Raw genomic sequence first — 21,782 nt, forward strand, 5'->3', positions numbered from 1 at the left:
TGCCTTCATTATAGAGCTCCTAATTGTCTTTAGACGACATACTGTATAAAAGTTGACCAATTAAATCTTCAAGAATCAATGCACCACGGGTGTCGTGAACTTTGTCGCCATCGGTAAGCATAGCAATATCATCGTCCATAAAGCCTGGAGTTAGGCCAATAAATTGCTCACCTAATAAACCTGAAGTCAAAATAGCTAAACTGCTGGTTTCTGGAAATTCATCATAGCGCTTGTCCATCGTTAACGTCACCACAGGGATAAGTTTACGAGTATCAAGGGTAATGTCTGTCACACGGCCAACAACCACCCCACCCACTTTTACCGGTGAACGTACCTTTAACCCACCGATATTATTAAATTCGGCAACCAATGTGTAAGTTTGATCATTAGACTTTACTTCCACATTGGCAACATTAAATACCAATGCACAAAAGGCCAATAAACCTGACAATAAAAACACGCCTACTAGTAACTCAATTTTCCGTGTCAACATACTCTTAAACCACTTCAATTAAACTAAACAATGAAAAAATCTTAATTTCCGAACATGATTGCCGTAAGCAAAAAGTCCAGCGCTAAAACAGCTAAACTGGCCTGCACAACCGTTGAAGTTGTCGCTCGGCTAATACCCTCAGGGTTAGGTTGTACTTCGTATCCTCTATACAAGGCTATCCAAGTGACCACCACACCAAAAATAACACTCTTAATCAAGCTGTTAACAATATCCTGTTCCCACTCAACTGATGCTTGAAGAATAGACCAAAATGCACCGCTATCAATGCCTTTCCATTCAACACCTACCAGATGACCGCCCATAATGCCCACTAAACTGAACATCAAAGCCAGCAGAGGCATACTGATCACCCCAGCCCAAAAACGAGGGGCAATGATTTGTCGTAATGGGTCAATGGCCATCATCTCTAAACTGGATAACTGTTCAGTCGATTTCATTAACCCAATTTCTGCCGTTAGTGCAGAGCCTGCTCGGCCAGCAAACAGCAATGCGGCGACCACAGGCCCCAGTTCACGTAACAAGCTAAGCGCCACCATGGGTCCCAAACTTTCTTCCGTACCAAAGCCAACAAGAATATTGTAGCCCTGCAACGCTAACACCATACCGATAAACAATCCCGATACCAGGATAATCACCATAGAGCGCACACCCAGCACATATATTTGCTTGGTTAGTAGTGGTAAACCTTTTCTCACATTGGGTACGCGAACCACAGCGCCCCACAACATTAAACCTGCTCGGCCTAATCCCGAGATCATTTTTAACGCATATTTGCCCATGTCGGCAATATTATCAATTATGCCCACGCAATAACTCCTCTTGATAATCCTCGGCAGGATAATGAAATGGTACAGGACCATCTGGCGCGCCTTGGATAAACTGAATTAATTGCGGGTTATCAGACAAGCGCAATTGCTCTGGCGTTCCATGTGCAATCACTTTCTTTTCTGCAATCACATACACATAATCTGCAATACCCAGCACTTCATCTACGTCGTGAGACACCACAACTGAAGTCAGTTTAAGCGTATCTGATAATTCACGAATTAATTTTACGAGCATCCCCATTGAAATAGGATCCTGACCCGCAAAAGGTTCATCGTACAAAATCATTTCAGGTTCAAGCGCAATCGCTCGGGCAAGTGCAGCACGGCGCTGCATCCCACCAGAAAGTTCGTTAGGCATCAAATAAGCTGCCCCGCGAAGCCCCACCGCTTGTAATTTCATTAGCACAATTGAACGAATAATCTCTTCAGGTAGTCCTGAATGCTCTCGTAATGCAAACGCGACATTATCGAATACATTTAAATCGGTAAACATGGCGCCACTTTGAAAAAGCATGCTCATGCGTTTACGTAACTCAAATAACTCTTCACGCTTTAATTGATGTACATCATGACCATCAAATAAAATTTGGCCACTATTGGGGGTAAGTTGCCCACCAATCAATTTCAATAAAGTCGTTTTACCTATACCGCTAGGGCCCATAATAGCGGTCACTTTACCTTTAGGTATCGTTAACGAAATATCTTTATAAATCACTCGAGAACCATGACTAAAAGCCAAATGTTTAATCTCGACCAAAGGGGAGTTATTTGATTTACTCATATCAGGCATCGGAGTTGAGGAGATCACAACCTTCCTTAAAAAAAGATGAAGCGCAAATTGTACTGTAATTGTCCGTTAAGCGACAACTATATCCATATAACCAAAGCTCATTGTTAATACAATTAGCGCACAATGCTTTCAATTTAGTGAAAATCCAGCGAAAATGCCCGCTAATTATTTACCACCATGGGAATCACATGCTAGTTAATATCCTAATGCTAATTGTAGGTCTTGCTGTTTTAGTGTGGAGTGCGGATAGATTTGTATACGGCGCGGCAGCATTTGCACGAAATTTAGGCTTACCGCCAATGCTCATTGGACTCACCATTGTAGCCATGGGCAGTTCAGCCCCGGAAATGTTTGTTGCCGCTAGCGCCTCAATGGATGGCATGCGCGACACCGCAGTTGGCAACGTTTTAGGTTCAAACATTGCTAACATTACCTTAATTTTAGGATTAACCGCATTACTCGGTGCGATTAGCGTAGGGTCAAAAACCTTAAAGCGTGAAATTCCCCTCATGTTGGCTGCAACGGTATTCGCTGGCTACACATTACATGACGGCCTGCTAACCCGTGCCGAAGGCATTATGTTAAGCATCTTATTCTTTGGCTTAATGGGCTTTTTCATTTGGCAAGCCACGAGCAATAAAGCGGCTGATACCCTAGATGCAGACCTTGAGTCTGAGATCCCTAAAAACGTCCCAACCTTTCGTGCTATCATTTGGCTGCTAGTTGGTATTATATTACTTCCTCTATCAGCGGGTTGGATGGTTGACGGCGCAGTAGGGATTGCAAAATTTTATGGATTATCTGATTTAGTCATTGGACTGACTATTATTGCGGTTGGTACAAGCTTACCCGAGTTGGCAGCTTGCATTGCTGGAGTATTAAAAAAAGAAGATGATTTAGCGATTGGGAATATCGTTGGTTCAAACTTATTTAATATTTTAGCGGTACTCGCTATACCGGCATTGATTGCCCCAGGTGTAATCGATGCACAAGCCAGCGGTAGAGATTTCTACATGGTATTAGGAACAAGTGCTGCACTGGCTGTTTTAGTGTTATCTAGTGGTGCTAAAAAACAACTGACTCGTTGGCATGGCGCCCTGTTATTAATCACCTTTATTGCGTACCAAATTATTGTATTTCAATCTCATTAGGTTGGAGCAAAAAGGTAAAGTCTTAAGCTAAAAGAGAGACACTCATGGTAGATCAAACTCAATTTCGCCAATGGGGCCGCAAAGTTATAGATATCGAAAAAGCGGCATTAGATCATTTATATCAATACGTTGACTCCGTTGAATTTGGCCAAGCCTGCGAGTTAATCATGCAGTGTAAAGGCAAAGTCATTGTCATGGGTATGGGAAAGTCAGGCCACATTGGCAATAAAATCTCTGCAACCTTTGCAAGTACCGGCACGCCAGCTTTTTTTGTACACCCAGGAGAAGCCAGTCACGGCGACTTAGGCGCTTTAGACAAAAATGATATCGTACTTGCGATTTCAAACTCAGGCGAATCAAGTGAAATTTTAACCTTATTACCTGTGATTCAGCGCATGGGGGTACCGGTGATTTCAGTTACCGGTAAGCCAGAATCAAACATGGCTCGACTCGCTAAAATTCATCTTTGTATCCAAGTACAAGAAGAAGCCTGCCCGCTCGGTTTAGCTCCAACATCAAGCACAACGGCCACCCTTGCAATGGGTGATGCATTAGCTATCGCATTACTGCAAGCAAAAGGCTTTACTCGTGATGATTTTGCCTTATCTCACCCTGGCGGATCTTTAGGTCGTAAACTGTTGTTAAAAGTAGAAGATATCATGCACCAGGGTGACAATTTACCGAGTGTAAGTGATGACATTTGCATCACAGAAGCCCTCTACGAAATATCGAAGAAAGGCCTAGGCATGACCGCCGTTGTCGACAAAGCCAATACTCTAGTGGGCATTTTTACTGACGGTGATTTACGCCGTATTATTGATGCAGAAGTGAACTTACGCACCACATCAATAGCCCAAGTAATGACACAAAATTGTGTCACCAGCCCAAGCGGTATTTTGGCAGCAAAAGCATTACAAATCATGGAAGAGAAAAACATTAACGGTCTGATTGTCGTTAACCAACATCATCAACCGATCGGCGCATTAAATATGCTCGATATGGTTAAAGCAGGAGTCATTTAACCATGTCAGATACACATCAAGGCTTTTACGGCCCGGTCAGCGACAACATTTGGCAACGGGCTAAAAAAATTAAACTGCTCATTTGCGATGTTGACGGCGTCTTTTCTGACGGCCGTATTTACTTAAGCAATGCTGGCGAAGAACTAAAAGCATTTCACACTCGTGATGGCTATGGTGTACGTTCAGTATTAACCAGTGGTATACATGTTGCCGTGATTACAGGCCGTAAATCAAAAATTGTTGAAACCCGCATGACGGCACTTGGGGTTAAACATATTTATCAAGGTATCGACAATAAATTTGAACCATTTGAGCAGTTACTTTCGCTCTATAATGTGACTGCTGACGAAGTGGCCTACATTGGAGATGACATGGTCGATTTACCTGTAATGAAAGTAGTGGGTTTAGCTGTGTGTGTTGCAGATGGTCATCCGTTTGTAAAGCAACATTGCCATATGACTACCAGTATCAATGGCGGTCATGGTGCGCTTCGTGAACTCACAGACTTATTATTATTAAGCCAAGATAAGTTTACCCGTGCCCACGGTATGAGTATATGAACAGAGTTACCATAGGGATTACAGCTTTTTTTGGACTTGCCTTTGTGTTGTATTGGCAAGCCCAAGTGAAGCGTAGCGAAATGGATGCGATTAAAATCGTCGGGGTCGAACGACCTGACTTTATTGCAGACAACCTACGTACAATTGAATTTAACAAAGAAGGGTTAATTGCCAGTAAAGTCACCGCAAAACACATGGAACATTATGCTTCGAGTGATATCACTCACTTTACTGAGCCTGTATATTTAATTTATCCGGAAAACGGCAAAGCTCAGTGGCAACTAAGTGCCGACAGAGGTCAATTAAATAAACAGACCAATAAAGTCATCTTAGAAAATAATGTTATTATTGATGCCATTGATATTGAAGAGCCTTTACAGTCGCTCAGCACACAAACGGTCACATTAGATCTGTCCACCATGATAGGCAGCTCAGAAGAGATGGTGTATATCGAAGGCAAAGGGTTTATGATTCAAGGTTTAGGCTTGCATGCTGACTTGAATGCCCAAAAATTATCGCTACTAAGTAAAGTAGAAGGAACATATGAGCCACAATAATCGTTACTCTCGCGCCCAAGCCGCGCTATTATTTAGCGGCTTAGTTTGCATGCTGAGCATCCCTGCAATGGCAAAGCAAGGTGATCTTAAACAAGAATTAAAAATATCCTCTGTAAGCCAGTCTGCTGACATCAAAAACAATCAAATTATTTTTAATGGTCCTGTGACTATTGTGCAAGGCACTATTAATATTAATGCCGACGAACTACGCGCCTTCACGCCAGAAAACACCACCTCAAAAAGACTCATCGCAACAGGAAAACCAGCCACTTTCTCTCAAGAATTAGACGATGGCAATATCGGTACTGCAAGTGCTAATGAAATCACTTACGATCTCGCCACGACAACATTAACCTTGTCAGGAAATGCTAAGCTTAATCAAGCAGGTAGCCAAGTGACGGGAAATCGTATTAAGTACAACATTACCGCTCAAGAATTAGTGGCCGAAAGCACAGGTACAGGTCAAGACAGGGTCATTACCATTATCCAGCCTGATAATTTCCAAAACGAGTCAGCACCAAAACAAAAGCTGCCTGAGATCCCAGTCAACAAGCAGATCAAACCATGACACAAATTACGTTAACGGCTGAAAACCTAGCCAAAAGCTACAAAGCTCGTCAAGTTGTTAAAGATGTAAGCTTAACGGTTAAAACCGGGCAAATTGTGGGTTTACTTGGCCCTAACGGCGCCGGTAAAACCACCACGTTTTATATGGTTGTTGGCCTAGTAAAAAGTGACAAAGGCCGTATTTTAATTGATAAAGACGACCTCACATCTGATCCTATGCACCTTAGGGCTCGCAAAGGCATTGGCTACTTACCTCAAGAAGCCAGTATTTTCCGCAAGCTGACAGTGCATGACAATATCATGGCGGTATTACAAACCCGCAAAGAGCTGAACACAGACCAACGGATTGAACAACTTGAGCACTTGCTTGAAGAGTTTCATATTACTCACATTCGCGATAGCCAAGGCATGTCTTTGTCGGGGGGTGAACGTCGTCGAGTTGAAATTGCACGCGCGTTGGCGGCAAACCCAAAATTTATTTTACTCGACGAACCTTTTGCAGGTGTTGACCCCATTTCGGTCATCGACATCAAAAAGATTATTCAACAACTGAAAAGTCGTGGTTTAGGTGTATTAATTACTGACCATAACGTACGCGAAACACTCGACGTATGTGAACGCGCTTATATTGTAAGCCAAGGTAATTTAATTGCCGAAGGTACACCAGACGAGATCTTGAGCAATCAACAAGTTCGGGCAGTGTACTTAGGTGAACAATTCAAGCTATAGTTAGGTTATAAGCCTTTTAGCCTATCTAATTCATCTCATTGAACGATACCTAAACAGCGTTAAACATCATTGACTTACGTGGCAATCTATTACAGTTTTCAAGATTGTCATCTTTATGAAAATCATCTGGGGATAAGCGGTAAATGAAAGCGTCACTCCAACTTAAAATGGGTCAGCATCTCACTATGACCCCACAATTGCAGCAAGCCATCCGCTTATTGCAATTATCTTCATTGGAGCTACAGCAAGAAATCCAACAAGCATTGGACTCAAACCCATTACTTGAAATAGAAGATGAGTTTTCTCAAGCCAAAGATCCTGTAAAAGAAAATCACGATCAATCAGACACCGATTTCAGCGAAAATAGCACCATAAGTGTTGAAAAAGATACCTCCTCTGTCGACACAACAGAGTCAATGACCAAAGAAACCATGGACGACTTACCCATGGATACTACCTGGGATGAGGTTTATACCGCATCACCGATGTCAGGCTCAGGCAGCGCGAGCATGCGCGATGATGACATGCCTTTTCAAGGCGAAACCACTGAAGGATTATATGAGCACTTAGAATGGCAAAAGAACCTTACGCCATTTTCTGACACCGATTTAGCGATTGCGACAGCCATTATCGACGCCATTGATGAGCGAGGTTACTTAACGCAAAGCACTGAAGAAATCTTGGAAGCGATGGGTGATGAAAACGTTGAGTTAGACGAAGTTGAAGCCGTACTAAAGCGTATTCAGCACTTTGATCCTGTTGGCGTTGCCGCACGTAACTTAAGCGAGTGCCTATTAATCCAATTAGCGCAATACGCCAATGATACGCCTCATATTGAAAACGCACGTATTTTGATCAAAGACTATTTAGATTTGATTGCTGGCCGTGACTTTAGATTATTAATGCGTAAAACCCGTCTTAAAGAAGATGAGCTACGCGATGCGATAGGCTTGATCCAGTCACTCAATCCGCGCCCAGGATTGTTAATCACCGCAACAGACGACGAATACGTTATTCCTGATGTGACCGTGCTGAAAAAAAATGGCCGCTGGGTGGTTGAATTGAATCCAGACAATATGCCAAAAATTGGGGTTAATCAACAATACGCAGCCATGGCGCGTAGCAGCAAAAACCCGTCGGATACCCAATTTATTCGTGGTCATTTACAAGAAGCAAAATGGTTTATAAAAAGCCTTGAAAGTCGTAACGACACCCTATTAAAAGTAGCTAATTGCATTGTGCAATTTCAACAAGGCTTTTTTGAATACGGTGAAGAAGCCATGAAGCCCATGGTATTGAATGACATTGCTGAAGCCGTCGAAATGCACGAATCGACCATTTCACGGGTAACAACACAAAAATACATGCACACCCCACGAGGGTTATTTGAACTAAAATACTTTTTCTCCAGCCATGTCAGTACTGATGATGGCGGAGAATGCTCATCAACAGCAATCCGTGCTTTTATTAAAAAGCTGGTCGCTGCTGAAAACCAGAAAAAGCCACTGAGCGACAGTAAAATGGCTCAACTTTTGGCAGAACAAGGGATCAATGTTGCTCGTCGTACGATTGCAAAATACCGTGAGGCAATGATGATACCGCCCTCGAACCAACGTAAGAGTTTATAATTTACTCAACAATGGAGGAAATGTAATGCACATCAATCTATCTGGGCACCATGTTGAAATTACAGAATCTTTGCGTGAATACGTTCACGAGAAATTTTCTAAGCTTGAACGACACTTCGATCAGATCAATAATGTTCACGTTGTACTCAATGTTGAAAAATTACAGCAAAAAGCAGAAGCCAAAATTAGCCTCAATGGCAGAGAAATTTTCGCCATGTCTGAAAACACAGACATGTATGCAGCAATAGACGCCCTGATAGATAAACTAGACCGTCAGGTAATTAAACACAAAGAGAAGTATACAAAACACTAACGATGGAACTTTGTACCATCCTGCAGCCGGAATGCACTACCTGTGCCACACCGGGCAGTAAGAAAAAGGTACTGGAACTCATCAGCGACTTAGTTGCTGCCCAGTACCCAACCCTATCTTCACAAGAGGTATTTGAAAGCCTGCTTGCACGAGAGAAAATGGGGAGCACAGGTATAGGAAATGGTATTGCGATACCTCATGGCCGATTGACCACAATCGATCACCCTATTGCTATTTTTGTAAAATGCGAAGAAGCCATTCCTTTTGACGCTATAGATAAACAACCCGTCGATATCTTATTTGCGTTGTTAGTGCCTGCCGATCAATGCCAACAACATCTGAGCACCCTGTCATCTATGGCGCAAAAGCTCAGTGATAAACAAGTGCTAAAGCAATTACGTAAAATTCACGATTCTACAGAACTCTATCAGGTAATTACGCAATGAAGCTTGTCATCGTATCAGGACGCTCAGGGTCAGGTAAATCAGTCGCCCTTAGAGTGCTAGAAGATTTAGGCTACTATTGTGTAGACAACCTTCCCCTAGCACTTATCGGTACGTTGCTAGCGCAATTAAAAGGCAGTAATGACCTGGTTGCCATTAGTGTTGATGTGCGCAATATTGCCGAGCAAGGAAAAGTGCTACAAGAGCAACTCCAAATCCTTGAGCCTGACACCGAAATAACCAGTTTCTTTTTAAATTCTAGCGACAAAGTTCTGCTTAAACGCTACAGCGAAACCCGCCGACTACACCCGTTATCTAAAAATCACATCTCACTGCAAGAAGCAATAAAACTAGAAGGCCGCTTATTAGAACCTATCGCCAAAATTGTCGACCATTATATCGACACATCAGCCTTGAATATTTACGAACTCAGTGACCAAGTTAGGCAAATATTACTCGGCAGTGTCGATAAAGAACTTGTGATTAATTTTGAATCGTTTGGGTTTAAGCACGGTATGCCTACCGAAGCCGACTTTATGTTTGATGTGAGGTTTTTACCAAACCCACACTGGGAAGTTGAATTAAGGCCTTACACCGGGCTAGACGAACCCGTACAAGCGTTTTTAGGTCGTCAACCTTTGGTGAACAAGTTTATTTGGCAGATAGAGAATTTATTCGAAACTTGGATGCCACATCTTGAACGCAATAACCGCAGTTACTTGACTATTGCAATAGGATGTACTGGCGGGCAACATCGTTCGGTGTACATTACCGACCAACTCGCAAAGCGCTTTAGACAAGGCAGCAAACACACTGTAAATGCTCGGCATAGAGAGCTTAACATCAAAGAAAGCAACCAATGATCAGTGTGTGGAGCGTTAATTATGTTTAAACGCCAAGTGACTATATCAAATAAGTTAGGGTTACACGCGCGAGCCGCAACGAAACTCGCTATTCTGGCTGCAGATTTTGATGCAGAAATCACTCTTGTACAAGGTGAAAAACAAGCCAATGCAGCTAGTGTTCTCGGATTATTGATGCTTGAAAGCGGCATAGGAAAAATGATGACGGTGACCGCTAAAGGCCCCGATGCAGAGGCTGCCTTAGAAGCCGTATGCAATCTAATTAACGCCAAGTTTGATGAGTGCTGCTGATACAAACGCCCCCCTTGTTACCAGCACGATAGAGTTTGCATCGATACACAATACCAATGCTCGATAAACATCGTCATCACATTTGTGTCGATTAATACCATTTCCATTAATTATGTGATCAATCAGAGCCACTCAGACTGTCCAGTTTGAGGCGCATTGCAGAAATAAGAATGGGTATAATACCAATCCTTATTTTTGTCATTAAGCTGACTTTCAACTGCCATAAACCTTACTCATACTGCACTCATTCATTTCGGCGAAACTAAGCAGCCACTCCCCAATTTAGTGCAATTGCACCAATTCAACAAAAGACCCAATTTATCAAAAAGTTTGCAAAAAACATAAATCATTGATAAATAATAATTTAAAAAATATTTTAAAGTTGGCACACACTTTTCATATAGAGAAATATACCTACTAAGTAGTAGTTTGTTTTTTAAGCGGTCCATTGTCAGTTGTAGGAGATAGTGATGAGTAAAATGAACCTAGGTAATAACATCAAATCAGTAAATGTCATGGTGAACAAACTGGTTGAACAATACCGCCAGAACATTTTTTTCTTAGCACATCTGGGTTGCAGCCAGTGGGATGAAGTTGAATCTCGCTCAAGCAAATATAGATAACTCATAAGGAATGAATGACATGACTATCTCAACTGCCAGGCACTATTCTATCGATTTTCAACATCAGGTGATTAACGAAGTAAAAGTACATAATCGCCTGTTATCAGATGTCGCTAAACAATATGGCATTTCTGCAAAGACGGTTTACAAATGGGTAAAACAAAGCGATACCCGAAAAAGTGAAACCCGTGGAGAAATCGTGTCAGAAATAGCACATTTACAACAAAAAATTACTCAGTTAAGCCAGCAATTACAAGCAATGGCAAGTTAGTAAGCGTTTTTGGCAAGGGTGTATGACCGTGTTTTCAGTGAGTTCCCCAGCAAACTGGCTACACAAGCAAATAGCAACAAAATCATACTAATAATAAGCGCACAAAATCTTACATCCTTGCCGTTTTATACACCGTTAACCATGGACAGGTTAACGTAACAGTTCAGGCGTTATTGGGTCCCCAGACTCTATATCCAATAACGTCACTTTTATTCGGCTGATAGGCGCAGTCAGTGTCACCACCTCAGTTATGGCAAGGATGTTTGACCGTGTTTTAGCTAGTCCCCAGCACGCTAAAGCACAGTAACAAACGAATAAAAACAATAAGCGCAACGCATCTTGCATCCTTGCCGTTTTATACACCGTTAACCATGGACAGGTTAACGTAACAGTTCAGGCGTTATTGGGTCCCCAGACTCTATATCCAATAACGTCACTTTTATTCGGTGGATAGACGCAGTCAGTGTCACCACCTCAGTTATGGCAAGGATGTTTGACCGTGTTTTAGCTAGCCCCCAGCACGCTAAAGCACAGTAACAAACAAATAAAAACAATAAGCGCAACGCATCTTGCATCCTTGCCGTTTTATACACCGTTAACCATGGACAGGTTAACGTAACAGTTCAGGCGTTATTGGGTCCCCAGACTCTATATCCAATAACGTCACTTTTATTCGGTGGATAGACGCAGTCAGTGTCACCACCTCAGTTATGGCAAGGATGTTTGACCGTGTTTTAGCTAGCCCCCAGCACGCTAAAGCACAGTAACAAACGAATAAAAACAATAAGCGCAACGCATCTTGCATCCTTGCCGCTTTATACACCGTTAACCATGGACAGGTTAACGTAACAGTTCAGGCGTTATTGGGTCCCCAGACTCTATATCCAATAACGTCACTTTTATTCGGTGGATAGGCGCAGTCAGTGTCACCACCTCAGTTATGGCAAGGATGTTTGACCGTGTTTTAGCTAGCCCCCAGCACGCTAAAGCACAGTAACAAACGAATAAAAACAATAAGCGCAACGCATCTTGCATCCTTGCCGCTTTATACACCGTTAACCATGGACAGGTTAACGCAACAGTTCAGGCGTTATTGGGTCCCCAGACTCTATATCCAATAACGTCACTTTTATTCTTGCCGTTGGCAGAATTGAGCTTAAGCGAATCAATCCTCAAAGAAGGATACCCCGCTTAAGCAAGAAGGTATAAATAACCTCTGCGCAGGGTAGCGCTTAAAAATAATAATAAATGCAATGCAAACAAAAGCCCCAAAGCAAACTATGCTTTGGGGCTTTAACTTATACTAACCCTTATTAGAATGTGATCTATTTTAGGCTGCGTCGCGAGATCCAGTACAGTGAAGATAACTGTAGTTATAGCCATCTAAATAAAAGGCATTTGAAACCGAAATGGGGCTTGTGACACCGCCCAGAAAGGTAATTTATCAGTGTGGTCTTCTGTGTTAGTCCACCTTAAAGTACGACTGCATGGATGCAGGAGGTAGAACAACGCAGGAGCAGTTGTCGACGACTGCATGGATGCAGGAGGTAGAAGTTGCCGAACGCACATGTTCTCAAATAGGCTCTTAAAGGCTGCCGCAAATAGCGCACTGATAATGTTCAGTAAAAGAGTACATTCTATTGCGGATTGGCATTTTACTAATACAACCATTAACTCAGCGATGAAACCTCTAGCTCGCTTTGCTCTAACCAGTACATGACTTTGTGTAAAAAAGCACCTTTATCAATAGGTTTAGAGATAAAGTCATCCATTCCCACTTTCAAGCAAGCCTCACGGTCACCTTCCATGGCATCGGCGGTCATCGCAATAATGGTCACATCTGCCATCAGTTCTCCAGCCTCACCACGCCTAATTAGCTCAGTTGCCTTATAACCATCTAATACAGGCATTTGTCCATCCATTAACACCATATGTAACTGGTTTCTATGCTCAATATTGTTGAGAAAGGTAATCGCCTCCTGGCCATTATTGGCGGTATGAACTGTCACAGGTAACTCTTCTAATAATCCCTCAGCCACGATACGATTGATTTGGTTATCATCGACAACCAGTACAGTGTATTTTTTATCGTTAGTTGCGCTTGCAAGACTCGCATTAGCCAGTTTCTCATCTGATGGAGCAGTGTTAACATTAATCGTCTTTGTATATGCTTCAATAAGCTGCAGTGGCAATACGGGCGCAATCATGTGCTTACAAAGAGCATGTTCAGGTACAGCGACACCTAACTCATCTCGGTCCATTATTAATAGTAATGTGCCATTTTCAGCTTGGTAGCGCATTAACCACTGTTGGGTTTCATTGACCACTAAGTGATTATCAATAATCACAGCATCAGGATAAGAAGAGTTTGGTTGCTCAGCCAACGCTTGATGCGTGTTAATCCTTACCACTTCTGCAGCCCATGATTCGCAATGCTTTTGCATGATATTTGCGGTTAAGAGGTCGTCAATAAATATCAGCACCAACTTATTTTTAAATGGATTATTAATCGGCTTTAGACTGGTATCGCGATTATATTTAGCAAAAATATTAAAGGTGAATGTGCTTCCTTGCTCAGGCACACTACTCACTCCAATATCACCACCTAATAACGTCACCAATTGTTTAGAAATAGACAAGCCCAAACCGGTACCACCAAAGTCACGAGTTATCGAACCATTGGCTTGGATAAATGGCTTAAAAAGCTTTTTTTGCTGTACTTGAGAAATACCAATGCCATTATCAGTAACCGAAAACTCCACATTAATATTATCCGACTCATCTGCTCGTGTACTGACCTTAACAATGACATAGCCTTCGGATGAAAACTTAATCGCATTACCAATCAAATTCACTAATACTTGTTTGATTCGATAAGGGTCACTGATTAACTTACGGTGTGTTAGCTCGACACTATCAAGCAATAAAATAAGGCCTTTCTCTTCAGCCTTAATGGACATCATATTAATGACACCACATACATTTTCGAGTAAATCGAATCCGTCTAACTCGACTTGTAAATTACCGGATTCAATTTTTGACAGATCCAACAGATCATTAATCAATACCGTTAACGTCGCAATGCTATTTTTGGCCATCGCTAAATAACCCAGTTGCTTCTCTGATAGATACTCACGCTTAAGTAATTCAACCATTCCCCCGATCCCATTTAACGGTGTGCGGATCTCATGGCTAATATTGGCAACAAACTCACTTTTTAATTGGTTTGCAGAAATCGCCTCAGTTGTTGCCGCTTCTAACTCTTGCGTGCGCTGAATAACCTGCTGCTCCAATGACTCATTCATTTGAAGGATTTTAGTCTCACTTCTTCGCGAGTCTGTCACATCACGAATAATGGCTGAAATACTGTTAATTTTTTTATTATTCATCGTGATAACAGGCGACAAATTAACAGACAACGTTTGGCTTTGAGTACCTTGAGAAGGTGACTCTATTGTCACAACAGTATGCTCTTTAACATCAAAAACTGAATTGATTAAGGCTTTATCTAAGATTTTTTGCTCACCAATTTCATCAACAACGTCCAATAAATTAGTCTTTAGCGCTTCTTTTTCAGATAAACCAAATAAAAAGGTTGCAGACTCATTCCAACTCAAAATCATTCCATGGCGATCAATACTCACAATGGCATCAGAGGACCCTGCAACGATCGCTTGATACAACGACTGATTGTCATAGAGCCCCATTATTTTATTAAGGTATTTTTGATACGTCAGTACAACGGCCACCAGCACTAAAAAAATTACCAGCATCAGTAACATCATCATGTTACGTTGCTGTACCCATAACGCATCAACAGCTTGAGCGGGAAGTAAACCAATGACGGTTAATTGCCGCTCTTCTTGTGTGGATAAAGAAAAAGATTTACCGATAGCCCAGAATGATTGCTCCCCCAAGTTCACTTGTTGGATATCACCATCTATGGGTAAGGGAGCTTGCTGTGTTTGTGATTGCCATGTTGAATCAGGGATATTTAAATCAAAGCCAAAACTGATGATTGGATTAGGTGCGGTAATAAAGTGCCCACTCGAATTTAAAATGGCTAACTCAAACAATGAATGCTTAAAATCGCGTTGTAATTGATCTAATAAAAAGCTGGCATCAATGTTTACAATGACAAAGCCAAAAAAAACACCTTGACGATCAAATAATGGTTTCGCGACTCTAAATGTTGGCCAAATTGGTGTTTCAATTACCCCATACTCTCGATTTAAACTAATGTCTGAAAAATAATCTTCATCAGGCTTTAGGTAAGAAATTTCAGAAAAATAGTCACTCGTGCCCTTCTCTTGTAACAAGCCATCAGGTACTACAACAATCTTGTCGTTACGGCGTTCTACCCTGACAATCTCGCGACCATTATTTAAACGACTAATAAAGCGAATTTGACGTACTTCTGGATTGGTTTTAATAAAGGCACTGAACATGTCTTGCAGTCGCCCCTGCCATTGCAGATAAGTTGTGGCATCAATAGGATCAAGGCCATTATTTTGCAGCGCACGGCTTAGGCCATTAACAGAAGGAGTGGCATGTAAAAACAACACTTTATTGGCGTAACCCGTAAAAACCTTATTCATTTCTTGTGCCGCAGTGTCGCTCAATTGCACTAAGGTTTTTTTATTACTCTCAATAATATTTTGTTTGGCAAAACTAGAATAAACCAAGAAAAACAGTAAGCAGCAACATCCAATGGCAAAATAACCTAAATAAGACAAGGTATTATATCTGGCCTTATTATCACTAATAAACCATTGGTTAATCATATTTACCCTTAAACTCAATTAACCTTATGCTGTAAAATAAAGTCATTAAAATCGTTAGCACTGAGCGGTCGGCTAAACAAATACCCTTGTCCCATTAAACAATCGAGCTCAAGCAATGCTTGACGCTGTGCTTCAGTTTCAACACCTTCGGCAATCAGCGATAAGCCCATAGATTGGCCAAGGGAAATAATAGTTTTGACGATTTCATAATCATGCTTGTTATTTAGCATATCCTTAACAAAGGACATGTCAATTTTCATCACATCGACATTAAACTTTTTCAAATAAGCCAAACTAGAATAACCAGTACCAAAATCATCTATCGCAATTTTTATTCCTAACGACTTTAGCTGATACAGCCTAGTTTGCATTTCAGCCGCATCGATCATCAACGCTGTTTCAGTGATTTCTAATTCAAGTAACTCTGCAGGCAATTGGTAATCATGAAGCGCTTTCTCAATAATGTTAGCAAAATGAGGGTCTGCAAATTGTGCCACAGCAACATTGACCGAAATAGGAATATTAAATCCCTTATCCAGCCAAGACTTTGCTTCTGCACATGCTTTGTATAACACCTGTTTACCCAGTCTGATGATTAAACCGGATTCTTCAGCTAAAGGAATAAACTCATTCGGTGAGATAAAGACGCCTTCACTATCAACGAGCCTGACAAGTGCCTCAGCACCTACAATTTCATTGGTGGCTAAATTTATTTTGGGCTGGTAATGCACAAATAACTCATCATGACTAATGGCATTGCGCAAACACGTTTCCAGTTGATGGCGCTCACGTATTGAACTTTCCAAGTCATGAGAAAAAAAGCTAAAGCGATTACGCCCTTCTTGCTTAGCACGATACATCGCCACATCGGCATGACGCATCAATTCTTCAGCATCTTTAGCATCGTTAGGAAAAACACTAATCCCGACACTGATCGATACACTAAATTTTTGGCCCGCTAAAATAAATGGCTCATGCATTGCTTCAACCAATTTCGCCGCAAGCACCGATGATGCTTCAACAGAATGTGCGTCACTCATTAAAATAACAAACTCATCGCCCCCCAACCTAGCTAAGGTGTATGACGGTGGAATTAATGAACGAAGCCGCTGGGCCATTAAACAAATCATTTCATCGCCAAGTTGATGCCCAAGCGAATCATTTAAATATTTAAAATGGTCAATATCCACCAATAGCGCCGCAGCCTTATTGCCAAATGACTCAGCCGCTGAACAGGCAACACTTAATCGGTCTTGTAATAAAATACGGTTAGGCAAATCCGTCAATTGGTCATGATTTGCAAGGTGGCTCATTTTCATCGCCATAGCCATCGCTTCACTGACATCATGAAACACCATAATGGCACCAATGACTTCGCCATTTTCATTACGAATAGGTGCAGCCGAATCTTCAACAGCAAAAACTTGTCCGCCTCGAGCCGTTAATTGGCTATTTAACGCCATTGCAACAATACGCTGCTCCCTTAATGCAATATACAAAGGGTTGAGAAGCGTATGACGCGTATTAGAGTCACGTAATTGCATAACACTTTCAATTTTTTGATGCAAAGCATCTTTAATCCGCCAGCCCGTCATGCGCTCAGCAATGGGGTTCATAAAGGTGATTAACCCTCTGGTATCCGTTGCAATTACCGCATCGCCAATTGAGTTAAGCGTGACTCTTAGGCGTTCTTTTTCAGAATACAAAGCCTGTTTAGCATGCTTAACCTCCGACACATCCACAACCGTGACTAAGTAACCATCAACACCTGCCGATGATTTCATTTTTGACTGAAAGACTTCGTAAAAGCTCATACCAAGCTGATTTTTGACCGTGACGATATATTTCAACGGTTCAGAAGTGGTTTGTTTTTGATGTCTAAGTACGGCGGAGCTTAACTCTGCAGGAAAGATAGTCGAAATATGCTGACCATCAATATGACCGACCAATGTATCAAACCAAATCCCAGAGTAATCATTACTGAATAAATTGTTGCCTGAAGAATCCCAATACGTAATCAACATCGGCACTTGATTCACTAATTGCTGTAGTTCTTCTTTCGCTTTAACAATAAGATGATTTTGCTGCCTGAATTTAAGTTGCGTATGCACACGCAAACAACAAATAGAAGCATTAAATGGTTTGGTAATAAAATCCACACCACCACTTTCGAGTGCCAAACGTTCAAACTCAGGTTCGGTATGACCTGTAATAAAAATAATGGGGATATCACTATAGCGAGGATCAGCTTTAAGGGCTCGGCAGACTTGCCAGCCATCCATATCGGGCATTTCGATATCAAGCAAAATAACGTCTGGTTTAATTTTATCGACTAACGCTAATGCATTACTGCCTGATTCTGAAAAATATATATTGCCAAGAGGAGATAAAATATCTTCTAAAACAAATATATTTTGAATATCATCGTCAATAATCAATATACGATAAACGGTATTAGTTAAACCCGATAACAACATGATACGCTAACTCCATTTTCTTAAAAAACATCCATTTACACTGAATATTTGTCGCGGACTTTTTCACTTTACTGATTTTTACATTGTATGAATCAGTAAAAAACAGTTAGGTTAACTAAGTTTAGCTGTGTAAACACTTTTTTTATAGCGAAAGTTCATTACAGGTAGCAGAATGCTTAATCGTTTAACAAAACATGCACAAACCAAAAACTATAAATGGGCAAACTTTACGTCAATAATACTGTTATTAACAGGATTATTCGTCGCAGTAACTCTTAAGGAAAATATTGAGATACAGAATGACGCACTGATTAAGTCCAATTTAACCCAGCAAAGTAATCAGTTTAGTCTGGAGGTTAAAGACCGTATTCAAAAATTTGAATACGGTTTACAAGGATTAAGAGGCGCCATCAATACCACTGGTTTTGAGCATTTTAATTATCAGCAAAATTTAGCTTACTTTCAAAGCCGAGATTATCCAAGAGAGTTTCCAGGTGCACGTGGTTTTGGCGTGATCAGTGTTACGCCAAAGAATCAGTTAAACATATTTTTGCAACAGGCAAATCAAGATCGTCAGCCCCCCTTTAGCCTAAAACAACTTAATGCCCACCAAGATCCGCTTTTTATTGTTAAATACATTGAACCAGAACAACCTAACATTGAATCTTTAGGGTTAGATATTGGTTCAGAGCCTAATCGTCGCAGAGCGGCATTGTCTTCGGCGGTGGCCAATGCAGCAGTACTGACAGCGCCAATAACCCTAGTGCAAGCAGACAGTAAAATAAATCATGGATTTCTGTTATTACTGCCCATATACGATACCCGAAACATGGCTAATGTTACGCCAACAGAATTACTCGGCTGGGTTTATGCACCGCTGCTCATTAATGACATTTTAAAAACAATAACCGATCAACAAAGCAATCTTAACCTGACTATTAATGACATCAGCACCACTGAGCATGTGCCTTTTTTCACCTCAAATACCCACAACAGTAATAATGAGCAACGCTTATTTGAAAAAAAACACACTGTTGAAAAAATCATTGAAGTTTATGGGCGCCAATGGGCGGTTCAGCTGACACCATCAAAACAATGGTTTTCAACGTTGCATTTACCTAACCCACAGCAAGTCTTTTTTATCACCCTCAGCGTCACGGTATTACTCATTATTGTTTTACACATGTTTTTACGCTACATCACACGAAGTATGGATAGCGTAAGACAAAAAATATCCTTGTCTTCGTTTATAGAAAACTCATCAGAATGTTTAATCGGTGTAGACAGTGCATTTACTATTCTTAACTGGAATCAATCTGCTGAAACAATTTTTAACCTGCAAAAAACGGTGTCAGAAAAGCAGCCTATCATTAACTACTTAAATGATGGTATTACGACCGATGCTCTGATTGCCTATTTTAAAAAAGTCGCTCGAGGTGAGCGAGTCAGTAAAATAGAATTTTCTCATCAAGCGCTTGGCGACACTGAGGCGCGCTCACTGGTATTAACGATTACGCCATTACTAAAAGACAATCTGTTTTTAGGTGCCAGCTTTACCATTAACGACATATCTGATTTCAAAGCGCTACAAACTCAATTACAGCAACACAATATTGAGCTTAAAACCAAAGTCGATGAAAATACCATCGAAATCGAACAGGCGAACTTATTTCAACAAAATATTCTCAATAGCAGCAAAGTCGTTGTGATTGCGACCGACCCGACAGGGGTCATTACCTTTTTCAGCAAGGGTGCGGAGCAACAATTGCGCTATAACACAGATGAAATACTGGGTAAAAACGTAACAAAATTAATGACCGAGGTAGTCCCCAATAATAACGACTTAGTGTTAAACACTGAAAAAACGAGTCTTACACAGCCGATTAACTGTAAAAATAAAGATCTATTCAACTATATAGAGCAACAATTACAGCTGCAGCAACACCCTTCTTTTACGTGCCGATTAAAGCAAAAATACGGCGACTATAAACAGGTAAGCTTACACGTTTCAGCGATGAAAGAGCGTAACTTAGGCAGGACAAGGTATGTTTTTGTGGTAGAAGATTTAACCGAAAAAAATGCCTTACAAAAACAACTCAACTTAACCACGGCAGCAGTTGAATATTCTCACAACATTTTGCTTTGGTTAACCTCGGATGGGGTCATTGTCCGCAGTAATCCATATGCCAATAACGCATTAGGATATAGCGCTAACGATATGAGTAATAAACATATCAACAACTTACTGGCTTCTTATACAGAGCAATCATGGATAGACACTAAACTTAAACTGTTACACAGTCAGCCCCATGGTTTCAAATGTCAACTCGTTACTGCGCAAAAAGAGATTCTACCCGTCAACATATCTGCGGGATTAATAAACAGTGATAATACCGAATACATTTTTATTGAAGCTCAACAACTGACAAGCCGTGAGCAAATAAACCGTTCACTAGGGTTGCTCAGTAGCCCAAAATTAAGCACGACACCAAGAATATCAGCAACAACAGATACACAGTCAAACTTAAAAATAATGGCTGCCTCTCAGTTAAGACACAAAAAAAACGTTGTAACAAAAAAGCTTAGCGCTTCCAAAGCCACCCTGACACCTCAAACCGAAGGTGCACCAAAGAATAAAACAGCAGCACAGGCTAATACGCTTGAAACATTTTGCGACAAACACCATATCGACTTTGCTAAAGCCCTAACTCGTCTTAGCGATAACAAAATAATCTATATTAAAGCGTTGGAGCTATTGATTAATGACCTGAATGAATACGCAGCAATAGAGACACTAAAAACGAAAGATGTTCCTGGACTAAAATTGATGTTTCATACGTTAAAAAGCGCTGCGGCCACCTTAGGTTTTAATACGCTTGCCCAGTTTGCTAATCAACAAGAAAACATAATCAAAGCAGACACAATATTGAATAAAGACGTGATGATTGAGCAGTTGACTCAACAAACAAATTCAGTGCTTCCTATTGCCCATAATTTATTGCAACTATTACAAAACAAATTGCCGCCAAAAGAACCCATATTACAGACAGGTTACGCCCCCAAAGTGACCGACGAATGCTTAGCGACATTTCAAATACTAAGTGAGGAAGTCCATACCTTTAACATGAATGCATCAAACACCTTAGCCAAGGTCTCAGCAACATTAAATGCCATCGCACCTGAACAATATTTGGCGCTAGAGTCTGAAATAAAAATATTAAATTTTCATCAAGCTGAAATCATTCTCAAGGCACTTCACCCTCTATTACTTGAGCACATGAATCGCTGAGTTAAAATCATTACAACAAGCTTGCCAAAAAAACATTGACGAAAAAAAACTCTCGACATTTTAATTAATACTTTTGATTTACA

Annotated in this window: 19 protein-coding genes; 14 read left to right on the top strand and 5 right to left on the bottom strand. The window is 41.0% G+C overall.

What is annotated here, in order from left to right; all coding sequences use genetic code 11:
- Positions 1-19: 19 nt before the first annotated feature.
- The 3 genes from mlaD to PQR79_RS12805 are packed head-to-tail and all read right to left on the bottom strand — an operon-like array spanning position 20 to position 2,131.
- Positions 20-493: an outer membrane lipid asymmetry maintenance protein MlaD gene (mlaD, locus tag PQR79_RS12795; protein ID WP_238106525.1), complete on the bottom strand. Its 474-nt coding sequence runs from the start codon at positions 491-493 to the stop codon at positions 20-22.
- Between the two features lie 41 nt (positions 494-534).
- Positions 535-1,293: a lipid asymmetry maintenance ABC transporter permease subunit MlaE gene (mlaE, locus tag PQR79_RS12800; protein WP_303648582.1), complete on the bottom strand. Its 759-nt coding sequence runs from the start codon at positions 1,291-1,293 to the stop codon at positions 535-537.
- A gap of 13 nt (positions 1,294-1,306) precedes the next feature.
- Positions 1,307-2,131 carry an ATP-binding cassette domain-containing protein gene (locus PQR79_RS12805; RefSeq protein ID WP_372940526.1) on the bottom strand — a complete coding sequence of 275 codons (825 nt, stop codon included), beginning with the start codon at positions 2,129-2,131 and terminating at the stop codon, positions 1,307-1,309.
- A gap of 188 nt (positions 2,132-2,319) precedes the next feature.
- On the opposite strand from PQR79_RS12805, the gene PQR79_RS12810 reads away from it, so the two are divergent.
- From PQR79_RS12810 to PQR79_RS12870, 13 genes are all read left to right on the top strand, one after another.
- Positions 2,320-3,282: a calcium/sodium antiporter gene (locus PQR79_RS12810; RefSeq protein WP_238106523.1), complete on the top strand. Its 963-nt coding sequence runs from the start codon at positions 2,320-2,322 to the stop codon at positions 3,280-3,282.
- Positions 3,283-3,326: 44 nt separating this feature from the next.
- Positions 3,327-4,304: a KpsF/GutQ family sugar-phosphate isomerase gene (locus tag PQR79_RS12815; RefSeq protein ID WP_238106522.1), complete on the top strand. Its 978-nt coding sequence runs from the start codon at positions 3,327-3,329 to the stop codon at positions 4,302-4,304.
- A gap of 2 nt (positions 4,305-4,306) precedes the next feature.
- The gene (gene kdsC / locus PQR79_RS12820) at positions 4,307-4,864 is read left to right on the top strand and encodes a 3-deoxy-manno-octulosonate-8-phosphatase KdsC (RefSeq protein WP_238106521.1); all 558 of its coding nucleotides are present in this window, start codon (positions 4,307-4,309) and stop codon (positions 4,862-4,864) included.
- On the top strand, positions 4,861-5,421 hold the full coding sequence (gene lptC / locus PQR79_RS12825) for an LPS export ABC transporter periplasmic protein LptC (protein WP_238106520.1): 561 nt from the start codon (positions 4,861-4,863) through the stop codon (positions 5,419-5,421). Before kdsC ends, lptC begins: the two co-directional genes overlap by 4 nt.
- A complete protein-coding gene (gene lptA, locus PQR79_RS12830) occupies positions 5,408-5,989 on the top strand; it encodes a lipopolysaccharide transport periplasmic protein LptA (protein ID WP_238106519.1) in 582 nt (193 codons plus the stop codon). The genes lptC and lptA overlap by 14 nt, the downstream gene beginning before the upstream one ends.
- Positions 5,986-6,717, top strand: coding sequence for an LPS export ABC transporter ATP-binding protein (gene lptB / locus PQR79_RS12835; RefSeq protein ID WP_238106518.1), 732 nt, complete (start codon positions 5,986-5,988; stop codon positions 6,715-6,717). Before lptA ends, lptB begins: the two co-directional genes overlap by 4 nt.
- A gap of 143 nt (positions 6,718-6,860) precedes the next feature.
- Complete coding sequence (locus PQR79_RS12840; protein WP_238106517.1) at positions 6,861-8,345, top strand: RNA polymerase factor sigma-54; 1,485 nt, start codon at positions 6,861-6,863, stop codon at positions 8,343-8,345.
- Between the two features lie 25 nt (positions 8,346-8,370).
- Positions 8,371-8,658 (top strand): ribosome hibernation promoting factor, encoded by a 288-nt coding sequence (gene hpf, locus PQR79_RS12845; protein ID WP_238106516.1) that lies wholly within the window; start codon positions 8,371-8,373, stop codon positions 8,656-8,658.
- A 2-nt stretch (positions 8,659-8,660) separates the two neighbouring features.
- Positions 8,661-9,104: a PTS IIA-like nitrogen regulatory protein PtsN gene (ptsN, locus tag PQR79_RS12850; protein ID WP_188922373.1), complete on the top strand. Its 444-nt coding sequence runs from the start codon at positions 8,661-8,663 to the stop codon at positions 9,102-9,104.
- Positions 9,101-9,964 carry an RNase adapter RapZ gene (gene rapZ / locus PQR79_RS12855; RefSeq protein WP_238106515.1) on the top strand — a complete coding sequence of 288 codons (864 nt, stop codon included), beginning with the start codon at positions 9,101-9,103 and terminating at the stop codon, positions 9,962-9,964. The genes ptsN and rapZ overlap by 4 nt, the downstream gene beginning before the upstream one ends.
- 21 nt (positions 9,965-9,985) lie before the next feature.
- Entirely contained in the window at positions 9,986-10,255 is a 270-nt protein-coding gene (locus tag PQR79_RS12860; RefSeq protein ID WP_238106514.1) for an HPr family phosphocarrier protein, read from the top strand.
- Between the two features lie 470 nt (positions 10,256-10,725).
- Positions 10,726-10,878, top strand: a complete 153-nt coding sequence (locus tag PQR79_RS12865) for a hypothetical protein (protein WP_238106513.1) — start codon at positions 10,726-10,728, stop codon at positions 10,876-10,878.
- A 19-nt stretch (positions 10,879-10,897) separates the two neighbouring features.
- Positions 10,898-11,149 carry a transposase gene (locus PQR79_RS12870; protein ID WP_238106512.1) on the top strand — a complete coding sequence of 84 codons (252 nt, stop codon included), beginning with the start codon at positions 10,898-10,900 and terminating at the stop codon, positions 11,147-11,149.
- 1,670 nt (positions 11,150-12,819) lie between these two features.
- Here the strand turns inward: PQR79_RS12870 and PQR79_RS12875 are convergent.
- Together PQR79_RS12875 and PQR79_RS12880 are read right to left on the bottom strand one after the other, a co-directional pair.
- On the bottom strand, positions 12,820-15,933 hold the full coding sequence (locus tag PQR79_RS12875) for an ATP-binding protein (protein ID WP_238106511.1): 3,114 nt from the start codon (positions 15,931-15,933) through the stop codon (positions 12,820-12,822).
- A gap of 14 nt (positions 15,934-15,947) precedes the next feature.
- Positions 15,948-18,410, bottom strand: a complete 2,463-nt coding sequence (locus tag PQR79_RS12880; RefSeq protein WP_238106510.1) for an EAL domain-containing protein — start codon at positions 18,408-18,410, stop codon at positions 15,948-15,950.
- Between the two features lie 172 nt (positions 18,411-18,582).
- Between PQR79_RS12880 and PQR79_RS12885 the strand changes: the two genes are divergently transcribed.
- Positions 18,583-21,699 carry a CHASE domain-containing protein gene (locus tag PQR79_RS12885; protein WP_238106509.1) on the top strand — a complete coding sequence of 1,039 codons (3,117 nt, stop codon included), beginning with the start codon at positions 18,583-18,585 and terminating at the stop codon, positions 21,697-21,699.
- The last annotated feature ends 83 nt before the right edge of the window (positions 21,700-21,782 follow it).

The sequence above is a fragment of the Shewanella metallivivens genome (genome assembly GCF_028750675.1).
In the GTDB taxonomy this organism is placed as follows: Bacteria; Pseudomonadota; Gammaproteobacteria; order Enterobacterales; family Shewanellaceae; genus Shewanella; species Shewanella metallivivens.

Coding starts and splice junctions, on each gene's coding strand:
- mlaD (WP_238106525.1), bottom strand. CDS start 493: ATGTTGACACGGAAAATTGAGTTACTAGTAGGCGTGTTTTTATTGTCA.
- mlaE (WP_303648582.1), bottom strand. CDS start 1,293: ATGGGCAAATATGCGTTAAAAATGATCTCGGGATTAGGCCGAGCAGGT.
- PQR79_RS12805 (WP_372940526.1), bottom strand. CDS start 2,131: ATGCCTGATATGAGTAAATCAAATAACTCCCCTTTGGTCGAGATTAAA.
- PQR79_RS12810 (WP_238106523.1), top strand. CDS start 2,320: ATGCTAGTTAATATCCTAATGCTAATTGTAGGTCTTGCTGTTTTAGTG.
- PQR79_RS12815 (WP_238106522.1), top strand. CDS start 3,327: ATGGTAGATCAAACTCAATTTCGCCAATGGGGCCGCAAAGTTATAGAT.
- kdsC (WP_238106521.1), top strand. CDS start 4,307: ATGTCAGATACACATCAAGGCTTTTACGGCCCGGTCAGCGACAACATT.
- lptC (WP_238106520.1), top strand. CDS start 4,861: ATGAACAGAGTTACCATAGGGATTACAGCTTTTTTTGGACTTGCCTTT.
- lptA (WP_238106519.1), top strand. CDS start 5,408: ATGAGCCACAATAATCGTTACTCTCGCGCCCAAGCCGCGCTATTATTT.
- lptB (WP_238106518.1), top strand. CDS start 5,986: ATGACACAAATTACGTTAACGGCTGAAAACCTAGCCAAAAGCTACAAA.
- PQR79_RS12840 (WP_238106517.1), top strand. CDS start 6,861: ATGAAAGCGTCACTCCAACTTAAAATGGGTCAGCATCTCACTATGACC.
- hpf (WP_238106516.1), top strand. CDS start 8,371: ATGCACATCAATCTATCTGGGCACCATGTTGAAATTACAGAATCTTTG.
- ptsN (WP_188922373.1), top strand. CDS start 8,661: ATGGAACTTTGTACCATCCTGCAGCCGGAATGCACTACCTGTGCCACA.
- rapZ (WP_238106515.1), top strand. CDS start 9,101: ATGAAGCTTGTCATCGTATCAGGACGCTCAGGGTCAGGTAAATCAGTC.
- PQR79_RS12860 (WP_238106514.1), top strand. CDS start 9,986: ATGTTTAAACGCCAAGTGACTATATCAAATAAGTTAGGGTTACACGCG.
- PQR79_RS12865 (WP_238106513.1), top strand. CDS start 10,726: ATGAGTAAAATGAACCTAGGTAATAACATCAAATCAGTAAATGTCATG.
- PQR79_RS12870 (WP_238106512.1), top strand. CDS start 10,898: ATGACTATCTCAACTGCCAGGCACTATTCTATCGATTTTCAACATCAG.
- PQR79_RS12875 (WP_238106511.1), bottom strand. CDS start 15,933: ATGATTAACCAATGGTTTATTAGTGATAATAAGGCCAGATATAATACC.
- PQR79_RS12880 (WP_238106510.1), bottom strand. CDS start 18,410: ATGTTGTTATCGGGTTTAACTAATACCGTTTATCGTATATTGATTATT.
- PQR79_RS12885 (WP_238106509.1), top strand. CDS start 18,583: ATGCTTAATCGTTTAACAAAACATGCACAAACCAAAAACTATAAATGG.